General features: G+C 73.6%; 15 protein-coding genes. 5 read left to right on the top strand and 10 right to left on the bottom strand.

What is annotated here, in order from left to right:
- The 3 genes from cysS to ACFE60_RS13395 form a co-directional block, all read right to left on the bottom strand.
- The coding region (cysS, locus tag ACFE60_RS13405; protein WP_375389362.1) for a cysteine--tRNA ligase at positions 1 to 1,021 on the bottom strand (1,021 nt) is incomplete at its 3' end.
- Positions 1,018 to 2,172, bottom strand: coding sequence for a 2-C-methyl-D-erythritol 4-phosphate cytidylyltransferase (ispD, locus tag ACFE60_RS13400; protein ID WP_375389363.1), 1,155 nt, complete (start codon positions 2,170 to 2,172; stop codon positions 1,018 to 1,020). The genes cysS and ispD, both read right to left, overlap by 4 nt.
- Entirely contained in the window at positions 2,169 to 2,651 is a 483-nt protein-coding gene (locus tag ACFE60_RS13395; RefSeq protein ID WP_375389361.1) for a CarD family transcriptional regulator, read from the bottom strand. The genes ispD and ACFE60_RS13395 overlap by 4 nt, the downstream gene beginning before the upstream one ends.
- 161 nt (positions 2,652 to 2,812) lie before the next feature.
- On the opposite strand from ACFE60_RS13395, the gene ACFE60_RS13390 reads away from it, so the two are divergent.
- Entirely contained in the window at positions 2,813 to 3,403 is a 591-nt protein-coding gene (locus ACFE60_RS13390; RefSeq protein WP_375389360.1) for a hypothetical protein, read from the top strand.
- Between the two features lie 65 nt (positions 3,404 to 3,468).
- Here the strand turns inward: ACFE60_RS13390 and ACFE60_RS13385 are convergent, their stop codons facing one another.
- Both ACFE60_RS13385 and ACFE60_RS13380 read right to left on the bottom strand, forming a co-directional pair.
- Positions 3,469 to 4,167, bottom strand: coding sequence for a winged helix-turn-helix domain-containing protein (locus tag ACFE60_RS13385; RefSeq protein WP_375389359.1), 699 nt, complete (start codon positions 4,165 to 4,167; stop codon positions 3,469 to 3,471).
- Positions 4,164 to 5,330 carry a sensor histidine kinase gene (locus tag ACFE60_RS13380; protein WP_375389358.1) on the bottom strand — a complete coding sequence of 389 codons (1,167 nt, stop codon included), beginning with the start codon at positions 5,328 to 5,330 and terminating at the stop codon, positions 4,164 to 4,166. Before ACFE60_RS13380 ends, ACFE60_RS13385 begins: the two co-directional genes overlap by 4 nt.
- Positions 5,331 to 5,480: 150 nt before the next feature.
- On the opposite strand from ACFE60_RS13380, the gene phoU reads away from it, so the two are divergent.
- Complete coding sequence (phoU, locus tag ACFE60_RS13375; protein WP_375389357.1) at positions 5,481 to 6,140, top strand: phosphate signaling complex protein PhoU; 660 nt, start codon at positions 5,481 to 5,483, stop codon at positions 6,138 to 6,140.
- Between the two features lie 42 nt (positions 6,141 to 6,182).
- On the opposite strand, the gene ACFE60_RS13370 is transcribed toward phoU, so the two are convergent.
- Positions 6,183 to 6,935: a phosphoglyceromutase gene (locus ACFE60_RS13370; protein WP_375389356.1), complete on the bottom strand. Its 753-nt coding sequence runs from the start codon at positions 6,933 to 6,935 to the stop codon at positions 6,183 to 6,185.
- Positions 6,936 to 6,993: 58 nt separating this feature from the next.
- On the opposite strand from ACFE60_RS13370, the gene ACFE60_RS13365 reads away from it, so the two are divergent.
- Positions 6,994 to 7,761, top strand: coding sequence for a class I SAM-dependent methyltransferase (locus ACFE60_RS13365; RefSeq protein WP_375389355.1), 768 nt, complete (start codon positions 6,994 to 6,996; stop codon positions 7,759 to 7,761).
- Positions 7,762 to 7,821: 60 nt separating this feature from the next.
- Here the strand turns inward: ACFE60_RS13365 and ACFE60_RS13360 are convergent, their stop codons facing one another.
- Entirely contained in the window at positions 7,822 to 8,916 is a 1,095-nt protein-coding gene (locus ACFE60_RS13360) for an aromatic acid exporter family protein (RefSeq protein WP_375389354.1), read from the bottom strand.
- Positions 8,917 to 8,918: 2 nt separating this feature from the next.
- Positions 8,919 to 10,022, bottom strand: coding sequence for a YgfZ/GcvT domain-containing protein (locus ACFE60_RS13355; protein ID WP_375389353.1), 1,104 nt, complete (start codon positions 10,020 to 10,022; stop codon positions 8,919 to 8,921).
- Positions 10,023 to 10,101: 79 nt separating this feature from the next.
- Here ACFE60_RS13355 and ACFE60_RS13350 point away from each other — a divergent pair, with 79 nt between their 5' ends.
- A complete protein-coding gene (locus ACFE60_RS13350; RefSeq protein ID WP_375389352.1) occupies positions 10,102 to 10,587 on the top strand; it encodes a VOC family protein in 486 nt (161 codons plus the stop codon).
- Positions 10,588 to 10,652: 65 nt separating this feature from the next.
- Here the strand turns inward: ACFE60_RS13350 and ACFE60_RS13345 are convergent, their stop codons facing one another.
- Positions 10,653 to 11,273 (bottom strand): FABP family protein, encoded by a 621-nt coding sequence (locus tag ACFE60_RS13345; RefSeq protein ID WP_375389351.1) that lies wholly within the window; start codon positions 11,271 to 11,273, stop codon positions 10,653 to 10,655.
- Positions 11,274 to 11,523: 250 nt separating this feature from the next.
- On the bottom strand, positions 11,524 to 11,778 hold the full coding sequence (locus ACFE60_RS13340; protein WP_375389350.1) for a hypothetical protein: 255 nt from the start codon (positions 11,776 to 11,778) through the stop codon (positions 11,524 to 11,526).
- Between the two features lie 116 nt (positions 11,779 to 11,894).
- Here ACFE60_RS13340 and ACFE60_RS13335 point away from each other — a divergent pair.
- Positions 11,895 to 12,364: DNA-binding response regulator (locus ACFE60_RS13335; protein ID WP_375389349.1), on the top strand; the 470-nt coding region annotated here is incomplete at its 3' end.

Raw genomic sequence — 12,364 nt, 5'->3', positions numbered from 1 at the left:
CCAGGGCCGCGGAGGCGATCGCGCCGGCGGACACCGCCCGGTCGACGAACCGCTCGATGCGCGACAGCGCCTCCTCCGCCTCGACGAGCGCGCCGTCGTGGTGGTCGAGGTCGGACCGGTAGTGCGCCGCCGCGAGGGCGTAGCGGATTACCACGGGACGGGCGGAGCCGAGCAGGTCGGCGGCGAAGACGGAGTTGCCGAGCGACTTCGACATCTTCTGGCCGGCGACGGTGACCAACCCGTTGTGCACCCAGAGCCGAGCGAACGGCGAGCCCGCCGCGGTCGACTGGGCCAGCTCGTTCTCGTGGTGCGGGAACCGCAGGTCGAGACCGCCGCCGTGGATGTCGAACTCGGCGCCGAGGTAGCGCTCGGCCATCGCGGAGCACTCGATGTGCCAGCCGGGCCGACCGGCGCCCCAGGGGCTGGGCCACGCGGCCGACGCGGGCTCGTCGGGCTTGTGCCCCTTCCAGAGCGCGAAGTCGCGGGGGCTGCGGCGGGCGCGCGCCTCGCCCTCCCCGGACACGAGCGCGTCGCCCCGCTGACGGGTGAGCTCCCCGTACGACGGCCAGGACGCGGTGTCGAACCAGACGTCGCCGGAGGCGTCGGGCGCGTCGTAGGCGTGGCCGACGTCGATCAGGCGGCCGATGAGCGCGATCATCCCGCCGATGTGCCCGGTCGCGCGCGGCTCGTAGGTCGGCTCGAGGATCCCGAGCGCCCGGTACGCAGCGGTGAACTCCAGCTCGACCCGGTACGCGTGGGCCCACCAGTCGGTGCCCGCCTTCGGGGCGGCGTCGAGGATCTTGTCGTCGATGTCCGTGACGTTGCGGATGAGCACGACGTCGAGCCCGCGGTGCGCGAGCCAGCGTCGCATCAGGTCGTAGGACAGCGCGCTGCGGAGGTGCCCGATGTGCGGGGACGACTGCACCGTCGGACCGCAGACGTAGATGCCGACCCGGCCGGGGACGACGGGCTCGAGCTCGCGGAGCGCCTGCGACCGGGTGTCGTAGAGCCGCACGGTCACGGCAGCGATGGTACGGGAGGGCGCGGCGCGACCAGCACGGTCGCGATCGCCGCGACCCCCTCCCCGCGGCCCGTCAGGCCGAGGCCGTCCGTGGTCGTGCCGGCGACGGCGACGGGCGCGCCGACCGCGGCCGACAGCAGGGCGACGATCTCGTCGCGGCGGCGCCCGATGCGCGGCCGGTTCCCGATCACCTGCACCGCGACGGAGACCGGCGCGAACCCGGCCTCGGCCAGCAGGGCGACCGACCGGGTGACGAAGTCGACGCCCGCCCGGCCCGCCTCCTCCGCGCGGTCGACGCCGAAGCGGCTGCCGAGGTCGCCGAGCCCGCCGGCGGACAGGAGGGCGTCCGCGATCGCGTGGCAGACGACGTCCGCGTCGCTGTGGCCGGCGAGCCCCGGCTCGCCCGGCCAGTCGAGCCCGCCGAGGCGGAGGGGACGCGCGGGATCGATCGCGTGCACGTCGACGCCGATGCCGGTGCGGGTCGGCGCGGCGGGAGCCAGCAGCTGCTCGGCCCGCCGGAGGTCCCAGGCGGTGGTGATCTTGAACGCGAACGGGTCGCCCGCCACCGTGGTCACGGGCAGCCCGGCCGCGGCGAAGACGGACGCGTCGTCGGTGTGCCCGGCGCCCGCGGTCGCGAACGCCCGGCGCAGCGCGCCGGCCGGGAAGCCCTGCGGCGTCTGCACGGCGGCGAGCCGGGAGCGGTCGAGGGTCGCCACCACCGCGGTGCCGTCGACCTCCTTCACCGTGTCCGCCGTCGGCAGGGCGGGAACGACGCCGCCGCCGGTCACGACGACCGCGGCAGCGACGAGATCGAAGACCCCGGAGGGGGTCAGCGGGCGCGCAGCGTCGTGCACGAGCACGACCTCGTCGTCCGGCACGTCGGCCAGCGCCAGCTCGACGGACTCCTGCCGGGTCGAGCCGCCTGCGACCACGGCGATGCGATCGCGCTCGGAGCGTGCTGCGACGATCCGGCGCACCGGCTCGAGCCCGGAGGCGGGGCCGGCCACGACGACGCGGTCGACCGCGGCCGCCAGCGCGCCGTCCAGCGCCCAGTCGAGCATGGACCGGCCCGCGAGCGGCACGATCGCCTTCGGTACGCCGGCGCCGAGGCGGACGCCGCCGCCCGCGGCGACGACGATCGCGACGGTCAGGAGGCGAGCACCTCGTCGAGCACCGTGGACGCCTGGTCCTCGTCCGTCTTCTCCGCGAGCGCGAGCTCGGAGATCAGGATCTGGCGCGCCTTCGCGAGCATGCGCTTCTCGCCGGCCGACAGGCCGCGGTCCTGGTCGCGGCGCCACAGGTCGCGAACGACCTCGGACACCTTGATCACGTCGCCAGAGGCGAGCTTCTCGAGGTTCGCCTTATACCGGCGGGACCAGTTGGTCGGCTCCTCCACGAACGGGGTGCGCAGCACCTCGAACACGCGGTCGAGCCCCTCCTTGCCGATGACGTCGCGGACGCCGACGAGGTCGACGTTGTCGGCCGGGACCTCGATGGTCAGGTCGCCCTGCGCCACGTTGAGCTTGAGGTAGACCTTCTCCTCGCCTCGGACGGTGCGCTTCTTGACCTCGACGATCTTGGCTGCTCCGTGATGGGGATAGACGACGGTCTCGCCGACCTCGAACTGCATGTGTGTCCCTCCGAAAAGCGGCCTCCATGCTAGCACGGGGCGGTTTCACCCGGGCTCCGGAGGCGGTTCGCCCCGGGCCGCGGAGGCCCCGTCCGCTAGGCTGCGGGGCGATCCGCGGTCGGTCGACCGGCCTGCGGAACGGCCCGTCGAGAGGTGAACCGGTGAAGATGCGAGTCGCGGCATCCGTCGCGGTCACGGTGCTGCTGTCGGTCGCGCTGACGGGCTGCCAGTTCCTCACGCCGCAGCAGACGACCGCGAGCTACACCCCGAGCGACGGGGTGAACGGCGACGTCGGCCCGATCCAGATCCGCAACGTGCTCGTGCTCGCGGGCGAGGACGACACCGCCAGCATGATCGGCGTCCTCGCGAACAGCGGCGACACCGCGCAGTCCGTCGAGCTGCAGTGGACCGCCGCCTCCGGCACCGCGACCGAGCGCGTCGCGGTTCCCGCCGGCGGCCTGGTCTCGCTCTCGACCGCCCCGTCGACCATCGACGCGTCGGTGCCCGGCGAGTCCTCGGCGGTCCTGCTCGACGGCGTCGACGCGACGCCCGGCGGCCTGTTCAACGTGACGTTCTCGACGACCGACGCGCAGCAGAGCCTGCAGCTGCCGGTGCTGACGGGCAGCTTCTCGGAGTACGCGACGCTCGTGCCCACCCCGACGCCCACGCCCACGCCGACCCGCACGCGCAAGGCGACGGACGAGCCGACCGACGCCGCCACGCCGGAGCCCACGGAGACGCTCGCGGGCTGAGCCCCGATCCTTCGTTCATCCGGGGAACCGGTGCGCGAACCGCCGATTCCCGAATCCACGAAGGTTCAGGCCTCGGCGGGCAGGTCCTCGAACCGGTAGCCGAGCCCGCGGACGGTGAGCAGCAGGCGGGGCTCGGCGGGCTCCTCCTCGATCTTCGCCCGGATGCGCTTGACGTGGACGTCGAGCGTCTTGGTGTCCCCGAAGTAGTCGGAGCCCCAGATCCGGTCGATCAGCTGGCCGCGGGTGAGCACGCGCCCGGCGTTGCGGAGCAGCAGCTCGAGCAGCTCGAACTCCTTGAGCGGCATCGCGGTCTCCTTGCCGTGCACGAAGACGGCGTGCCGGTCGGCGTCGAGCCGCACGGGCCCGGACTCGAGCACGTCGGGGCCGATCCCGTCCTCGGCCTCCACGCGCCGCCGCAGCACGGCGCGGATACGCGCCAGCAGCTCGCGGGAGGAGTACGGCTTCGTCACGTAGTCGTCGGCGCCGAGCTCGAGGCCCAGCACGATGTCGATCTCCGCATCCTTCGCGGTCAGCATGATGATCGGCACGTCGGACACGGCGCGGATGCGCTTGGCGACCTCGGTGCCGGGCAGGACGGGCAGCATCAGGTCGAGCAGCACCAGGTCGATGCCGCCGCGGGCGAAGCGTGCGACCGCCTCCCCGCCGTCGGCGACCGCGGCGACCTCGTACCCCTCCCGCTGCAGCAGGTAGCCGAGCGGCTCGGCGATGGCGGGCTCGTCCTCGACGAGCAGGATGGCCGTCATGCGCGCTCCTTCTCCCGGCGCTGGGTGCGCGCCGATACGGGTGCCGGGATCTCCGGCAGCCGGACGGTGAAGGTCGAGCCCCGGCCGACGCGCGACCAGACCTTGACCTCTCCGCCGTGGTTCTCCGCGATGTGCTTCACGATGCTGAGGCCCAGGCCCGTGCCGCCGGTCTGGCGGGAGCGGGCCTGGTCGGTGCGGTAGAAGCGCTCGAACACGCGGTCGAGGTCGTCCTCGGCGATGCCGATGCCCTGGTCGGACACCGCGACCTCGACGACGCCGTCGCGGGAGCGGATGCCCACGCCGACGTGGCCGCGGGCCGGCGAGAACGCGATCGCGTTCGCGACGAGGTTCTGCACCGCCGTGGTCAGCAGCGTGCGGTCGCCGGAGGTCCAGAGCCCGGTCCGCTTGCCGAGCACGATGCTCACGTCGCGCGCGTCCGCGGCGACGCGGGTGCGATCGACGGCGGCGCGGAGGACGTCGTCGAGCGGCACCGGGTCGGCCGCGCCCAGCGGGTCCGCGACCTGCACGCGGGAGAACTCGATGATCTGCTGCACCAGCGTGCCGAGCCTGGTCGCCTCGGCGCTGAGGCGGGCGGCGAAGCGCCGCACCTGCTCCTCGTCGTCGGCGGCGCTGTCGAGCGCTTCCGCGAGCAGCGAGACCGCGCCGATCGGGGTCTTCAGCTCGTGGCTGACGTTGGCGACGAAGTCGCGGCGGACGGCGTCGAGCCGCACCGACTCGGACCGGTCGTCGACGATCAGCAGGACGCGGGTGACGTCGATCGGCGCGGCGTGCGCGCTGATCACCAGGTTCCTGGCGCCCGCCGCGCTGCGCGGCAGCACCAGGTCAGCCTGCCGGTGCTGCTGGGTGCGGCGCGCCTCGTCGACGAGGCGCTGCAGCTCGAGGTGCAGCAGCGAGCGGCCGTCGGTGAGCCCGATCGCGAGGCCCGCCTCCGTGGACTGCAGCACGCCGTTGGAGCCGTCCACGACGAGCGCCGGCAGCGTCAGCGCGTCGAGCACGGCGGTCGCGCCGTCCGGCAGCGCGGTCGCCTGCAGGTCGAGCACGAGCGCGGCGCGATCCAAGGCCGCCCTGATCAGGAGGGTGAACACGACCCCGACGGCGAGACCGAACACGATCCCGAGCACCACGATGACCGCCGCGCTCATGCAGGTTACGATAAGGGACTGTTCAGAGGCGGATTTCGATGACGCGGCCACCAGTGCACGAATTGGTGCTGCGTTCGCCGGAACGGCACCTGCTGTTCACCTGGGTCGCCGACGTTGGCCGTCCGGGGTACGTGACGAGAGGGGTCCGCCGTGCGCGAGGTGTTCCAGCAGGAGCTCGAAGAGGTCCAGGAGCGGTTGGTCGAGATCGCCGGGCTCGTGGCCGAGTCGATCGAGAAGGCGACGACGGCGTTCAACTCGTCCGACGTGTCGCTGGCCGAGAGCGTGATCGCCGACGACCACCTCATCGACGAGCGCGCCGCGAGCCTCGACGAGCTGGCGATCGACATCCTCGCCCGGCAGCAGCCGGTGGCCCGCGACCTGCGGATCGTGGTGTCCGCGCTGCGCATCAGCGCCTCCCTCGAGCGGATGGGCGACCTGGCCGAGCACATCGCGCAGCTGGCCCGCACGCGCTTCCCCGAGAAGGTCGTGCCGAAGGAGCTGCGCCCGACGTTCAAGGAGCTCGGCCGGCTCGACGTCGCGATCGCGAAGAAGCTGCACCTGCTGCTCGAGACCGAGTCGACGGAGCTGGCGGAGGAGATCCGCAACGACGACGACCAGGTCGACGACCTGCACCTCAGCGTCTTCGACAAGGTCCTCGGCGAGACCTGGAAGGGCCAGGCCGGCGACATCGTCGACTCGACGTTGGCCAGCCGCTACCACGAGCGCTTCGCGGACCACGCGGTCTCGATCGCGAAGAAGGTCCAGTACCTGCAGACCGGCGACTGGGTCGCGGCCGCGCAGACCGTCTGATCGACGACCCGGAGGGCCCGCCGCGCGGCGGGCCCTCCGTCGTCAGGCGCCGGACTTCCCGCCCTGGGCCGCGACCGCCGCCGCGCCCGCTGCGGCCGCCTCCGGATCGAGGTACTCGCCGCCGTACACGATCGGCCGCAGCGACTCGTCCAGCCGGTAGTGCAGCGGGATGCCGGTCGGGATGTTCAGCTCCGCGATCGCGTCGTCCGAGATGCCGTCCAGATGCTTCACCAGGGCGCGCAGGGAGTTGCCGTGCGCGACGACGAGCACGCGCCTCCCCTCCCGAAGCCGCGGGGCGATGTCGTTCTCGAAGTACGGGACCATCCGCGCGACGACGTCCTGCAGGCACTCGGTGCGCGGCACCTGGATGCCCGCGTAGCGCGGGTCCCCCTCCTGCGAGAACTCGCTGCCCGACTCGATCGGGGGCGGCGGCACGTCGTAGCTGCGGCGCCACGTCTTGAACTGCTCGGGGCCGTACTCGGCGAGGGTCTGCGCCTTGTCCTTGCCCTGCAGCGCGCCGTAGTGGCGCTCGTTCAGCCGCCAGTCGCGCACGACCGGCAACCAGGCGCGGTCGGCGGCGAGCAGCGCCTCGTCGGCCGTCTGGATCGCGCGGGTCAGCAGCGACGTGAACAGCACGTCCGGCAGCAGCCCGGCCTGCGCGATCAGCCGCCCGGCGTTCCGCCCCTCCTCGACGCCGCGCTCCGTGAGGCGCACGTCGACCCACCCCGTGAACAGGTTCTTCTCGTTCCAGTCGCTGAAGCCGTGGCGGAGCAGGACCAGGGAGTGTTCAGGCACGCGCCGAGTGTAGGACGGGCGATCCGACGGGTTCACAGCGCCCGTTAGCGTGACCGGCATGCCCGTCGGTCGCATCACCCGCGGCACCACGGGGACGAACCGGCTGCGGCGGAACGACCGGTACCTCGCCTCCCTCCCCCAGCTGCGCGGGGCGACCGCGCCGCTCGTGGTCGACCTCGGCTACGGCGCGCGGCCGTGGACGACGCTGGAGCTGGCGGAGCGCCTGCGCCGGGTGTCCCCCGACGTGCGGGTGCTCGGCCTCGAGATCGACCCGGAGCGGGTCGCCGCGGCGGCACCGCACGCGAGCGCGTCGGTGACGTTCGCGCAGGGCGGGTTCGAGATCCCGTCGCCCTCGCGGCCCGTGCTGGTGCGCGCCATGAACGTGCTGCGGCAGTACGACGAGGCGGAGGTGCCGGCGGCCTGGGCGCGCACGGCGGCGCGGCTGGCGCCCGGCGGCCTGCTGGTCGACGGGACCTGCGACGAGATCGGCCGGATCTGCTCCTGGATCGACGTGGCGGAGGAGGGGCCGGTGCGCTTCACGATCTCGCTGCGGCTGGCGGGGCTCGAGTCGCCGGGCGTCGTCGCCGAGCGCCTGCCGAAGGCGCTGATCCACCGCAACGTGCCGGGCGAGCCGGTGCACGATCTGCTCGCCGCGTTCGACGACGGCTGGCGGCGCGCGGCTCCGCTGTCGGTCTACGGCCCGGTGCAGCGCTTCGTCGCGGCCGTGGAGGCGCTGCGCGACCGGGGCGTCCCGGTGCAGGGCGGCCGCTCCCGCTGGCGCCTCGGCGAGCTGACGGTCCCGTGGAAGGTGGTCGCCCCCCGCTGACCTCCCATGTTCCTTTCGTTCTGTAGGTCCGCCAGACCTACAGAACGAAAGGACGGGGAGTCAGGAGAGGGTCGGCAGCGCCGCCCGGATCTCGTCGGCGGGCACGCCGGCCGCGACCGCGAGGTCCACCACCACGGGCCGGATCAGCACCGTGATGATCGAGGCGGTGACCGACGCCTCCGGGGTGATCTCCCGCGGGTCGAGGCGCCGGGCGATCAGCTGAAGGTCGTCGCGCGCCGGGGCGAGCAGGGTGGGATCGCGCAGCGAGCGCGCGAGCAGCGCGACGACCGAGCCGACCGCCTGCAGCAGCTCCGCGAGCTGCGGCCGGGGGACGGCGTCGGCGGTGACCGCCTCCGCCCGCCGCGCGATCGTCCGCATCGACCGCACGGCCAGCTCGACGCCGTCCAGCAGGCGCCGCTGGGCGACCAGCTCGGGAAGCCGCCGGTGCAGGAACGGGGACACGCGGGCGATCGCGATCGCGGAGTCGAGGGTCGTGGTCCAGTCGGCGATCGCGGGCTGCAGGTCGCGCAGCCCCGCGAGCGCGGCGGAGGCGGCCGGTCGGTCGGCGGTGCGGAGCGCCCGCGCGGCGTCGTCGATCCCGCGCCGCAGCCCGGTGAGCACGCGCGAGCCGTCCCGCTGGGCAGCGCGGCGGGGGTCGCGCGGCACGAGCGCGGTGGCCAGCAGGGCGATCGCTCCCCCGATGAAGCCGTCGACGCTGCGCGCCCACGTGCCCCCGGCCGGCAGCTGGATCAGCAGGACGATCGCCGACTGCGCCGTCGCGGCGACGGCGACCGGGGGCGGCGCGTTCAGCAGCCGGGCGATCAGGAGGGTGACGAACAGCGCGACCGAGATCTGCCACACGCCGCGCCCGGCGGCGAGCAGCATCGCCTCCGCCAGCGCGACGCCGATCGACAGGCCGACCGCGGTCTCGACCACCCGCTTCGGCCGGGCGTCGCGCACGAACCCGAGGCTCGAGAGGCAGACGGTGATCGCGAGCAGCGGCACCTGGTGCCCGACCACGACGTGCGCGAACGCGTAGGAGGCGGTGGCGGCGATCGCCAGCTGGGCGGCGGCGGGGATCGCCTCGAACGACCGCCGGATCGCGGCGCGCGGATCGGCGGAGGCGAGCACCCGGCGGCCGCGGCCGGCGCTCACGGTCAGTGCCGCTGGACGGCGCCGAGCCGGGGCAGGCGGGGCACCGATACGGCCGGCCCCGACCCGGGCGGCACGACCACGCGCTGCGCGGCGGCGACCTCGCCGTCCGGCGTGGCGACCGCGAGCGTCGCGTCCGGGTCGACGGAGCGCTTCACGACGGCGAGCGCGATCGGCCCGTCCTCGTGGTGGCGGGCGCTGGACGTCACCACGCCGACCTCGACGCCGTCGAGCAGCACGAGCGCACCCGGGGCCGGCAGCACCGCGTCGGAGCCGTCCAGGTCCAGCTGCACGAGGCGCCGGGGCGGGCGGCCGAGGTTGTGCACCTTCGCCACCGTCTCCTGCCCGCGGTAGCACCCCTTGTCGAGGTGGACGGCGCTGCGCAGCCAGTCCAGCTCGTGCGGGATCGACCTGGCGTCGACCTCGCGGGCGAAACGGGGTCGCCAGGCGGCTATGCGCAGCGCCTCCAGCGCGTCGACGCCGGCGACCACGGCGCCGCCGGCGCGGACCCGGTCCACGAGCGCGGCGAGGGAGGACCGCGGCACGAGCGCGAGCCGCAGCGGCAGGTCCCGGCCGGGGTGCTCGGCGGCGAGCGCGCGCGTGACCCCGCCCTGCGCGCCCGCGGCCCACGGGTCGTGCCAGACGAGCGGCGGGCCGTCGGGTCCCGCGTCGGCCGGCTCGTGGAGGGAGGCGAGCACCGCGACGTCGGCGGTGCGGTCCTCGATCTCGACCTGCTTCCAGAAGCGCATCCGGGTGAGGAAGGCGGCGAGGGCGGCCGTCTCGGCGGCCTCGACGACGAGCCACAGCGCTGCGCCGTCGTCGACGGCGGCCATCGCGTGCTCGATCCGGCCGGAGGGGTCGAGCAGCAGGGTCTCGGCCGAGTCGCCCGGCTCGAGCCCGAGCAGCCTCTGGCTGGTCAGCGAGTCGAGCCAGGTCAGCCGGTCGGGCCCGGCGAGCCGCAGCACGCCACGGGACGACAGGTCGACGAGCGCCTCCCCCGCCGCGAGGGCCCGCTGCTCGTGGGCGGGCCTGCCGTAGTGCGCCGCGACGCCCTGATCCGCCCCGGTCGCCGCGACGGCGCCGGGCAGCTCGAGCAGGGGGCTGTCCATGACAAGGAAGGCTAGGCGGTGCCGGAACGGGTCAGTAGCGTGACCGGACGACCCGGCGACGACGACGGAGGATCCCCCCATGACCGTGCTGCGATTCGCCACCCACCTCTGGTTCGACCAGGACGCCGTGCCCGCGGCCGAGCTGTACACGGGTCTGCTGCCCGGCTCGCACATCGACCGGGTGATCGCCGCGCCGCCCGGGGTGCCCGGCGCGGAGGCCGGCAGCCCGTTCTTCGTGGACCTCACGATCGCCGGGCAGCAGTACACGTTCCTGAACGGCGGACCGCAGTTCCCGTTCGACTCGCAGGTGTCGCTGTACGCCCTGTGCGACGACCAGGCCGAGGTCGACCGCCTGTGGGCCGCGCTGCTGGCGGACGGCGGGGCGGAGGTGCAGTGCGGCTGGTTGACGGACCGCTTCGGGCTCAGCTGGCAGATCGTGCCGGAGGCGCTCGAGCGCCTGATGGCCGACGACGACCCCGCCGTCGTGCAGCGCGTCACCGCCGCGATGCTGCAGATGGTCAAGCTCGACGTCGCCGGTCTGGAGGCAGCGGCGGCAGCCGCGTGAGCTCGCACACCTCGTTTCGTTTCGTAGGTCTAGGAGACCTGCAAGACGAAACGAGGTGTGCGGAGTCAGTCGCGACGACGGAGGCGGCCGGAGGCGTGCGTGCGCAGCTCCTGCCCGAGCGCGGCGATGTCCCACGCCCACAGCAGGTCGCCCTCGACGAGGCCGTACAGCCGGGTCGCGGCGGAGTACTCCTTCGCGCTCTCGGTGCGCATCACGGCGTCCGTCGCGAGGTCGATCCGCGGCCCCTTGACCCGGCCGAGATAGAGCTCGGTGACCCCGGTCGGATGCACCAGCGACACCTCCACGTCGAACCCGTCGGAGGCGTTCCGCAGCGCCTCCACGCTCGTCGCGGTCGAGAACGGCCGCGGGCCGACGCCCGGCAGCATGCCCGGGCCCGGATCGCCCCCCGTCGGCGGGCGGCTGAGCCGCCAGTAACCCGTCTCGGTGACGAGCGGGACGGTCGCGCCCTCCTCCGCCGTGCCGGCGCCCTCGCCGAACAGCCACGTGAACGAGCTGTAGTTGAGGAACGGCAGGCCGTCGTGGCTGAAGCTGATGCGCTGCCCGAACTCGTGCCGGCGCACGTCGTCGCCGATCTCGTACTCGACCAGCCCCGTGCCCTCCCAGACCCCGAGGAGCCAGGAGATCGGGACGAGCTCCGCCGGCAGGCCGGCAGGGATGTCGATCATCGAAGGATCTCCGTCCGCGGTCCGATGGGGACGCAGCGGCTCAGCGCTGCCCCTTGAACAGCTTGGCGACCACGACGACGGAGACGAACGCGATCGCGAGCGACGCCAACCCGAGCAGTCCCAGGTAGAACAGTTCGATCGCCAGCTGCACGGCTCCGATCCTACGCGGGCACCCCGCGCCCTCGGTTCTTCGTGGATCCGGGAACCGGCGCGTGGGCGCGCACATCCCCGGATCCACGGAGTAGCCGAGTCAGGCGAGCAGGGCGACCCCGGCACCGGCGAGCACGAGGACGAAGGAGCCGGTGGCGGCCGCCGAGAGGCGAATCACGAAGCCGCGCTGCTCCGCGACGGCGAGCTGGCCGACGATGCCGGCGACCACCGCGAGCGGCAGCGCGAGCGCGAGCCAGGTGAGGGCGGCGACGCCGGGCACGACCGCGACGATCACGACGACGCCGATCAGGGTCAGCACCCACACGGCGAGCACGGCGACGCGGCTGAGCGACATCGCAGCATCCTCGCACCTTCGCGAGCCCGCACCCAGAGGAAGCCCAGGTGAGGCGGGTAAACGGCCGCCGCGAGCGACCCGGTACGATACAGGCACGCGATGCCGGAAGGACCTCCATGGCGCAGCTGTTGATCCTGACCCCTCAGGTCGACGGCGAGGTGCTGCCCGCGCTCAGCCTGCTGAGCCACAAGGTCCGCGCGATCCCCGCCGAGCCGGCGCAGCTGATCAACGCCCCAGCCTCCGACGTGATCCTGATCGACGCCCGCTTCGACCTCGCCAGCGCGAAGTCGCTCTGCAAGATCCTGACCACGACCGGCATCACGGTGCCGATGGTGCTGATCCTCACCGAGGGCGGCCTCACCGCGGTCAGCGCGGACTGGGGCGTGCAGGACGTCGTGCTCGACTCCGCGGGACCGGCGGAGGTGGACGCGCGCGTCCGCCTCGTCATCGGCCGGATGGCGCAGGCCGAGAGCGCCTCCAAGATCCAGGCCTCCGGCGTCGTGATCGACGAGGCGAGCTACTCCGCCCGGGTGCACGGCCGCCCGCTCGACCTCACCTTCAAGGAGTTCGAGCTGCTGCGCTTCTT

Source organism: uncultured Amnibacterium sp., from assembly GCF_964245895.1.
Lineage (GTDB): Bacteria > Actinomycetota > Actinomycetes > Actinomycetales > Microbacteriaceae > Amnibacterium.
Note: the sequence above shows the minus strand (reverse complement) of the source record. Positions and strands in the feature narration are given on the sequence as shown.

What these genes read in the sequence shown, in the direction of transcription:
- ACFE60_RS13395 (WP_375389361.1), bottom strand. Translation starts at nt 2,651, where the DNA reads ATGCAGTTCGAGGTCGGCGAGACCGTCGTCTATCCCCATCACGGAGCA.
- ACFE60_RS13385 (WP_375389359.1), bottom strand. Translation starts at nt 4,167, where the DNA reads ATGACGGCCATCCTGCTCGTCGAGGACGAGCCCGCCATCGCCGAGCCG.
- ACFE60_RS13380 (WP_375389358.1), bottom strand. Translation starts at nt 5,330, where the DNA reads ATGAGCGCGGCGGTCATCGTGGTGCTCGGGATCGTGTTCGGTCTCGCC.
- ACFE60_RS13365 (WP_375389355.1), top strand. Translation starts at nt 6,994, where the DNA reads ATGCCCGTCGGTCGCATCACCCGCGGCACCACGGGGACGAACCGGCTG.
- ACFE60_RS13355 (WP_375389353.1), bottom strand. Translation starts at nt 10,022, where the DNA reads ATGGACAGCCCCCTGCTCGAGCTGCCCGGCGCCGTCGCGGCGACCGGG.
- ACFE60_RS13350 (WP_375389352.1), top strand. Translation starts at nt 10,102, where the DNA reads ATGACCGTGCTGCGATTCGCCACCCACCTCTGGTTCGACCAGGACGCC.
- ACFE60_RS13345 (WP_375389351.1), bottom strand. Translation starts at nt 11,273, where the DNA reads ATGATCGACATCCCTGCCGGCCTGCCGGCGGAGCTCGTCCCGATCTCC.
- ACFE60_RS13340 (WP_375389350.1), bottom strand. Translation starts at nt 11,778, where the DNA reads ATGTCGCTCAGCCGCGTCGCCGTGCTCGCCGTGTGGGTGCTGACCCTG.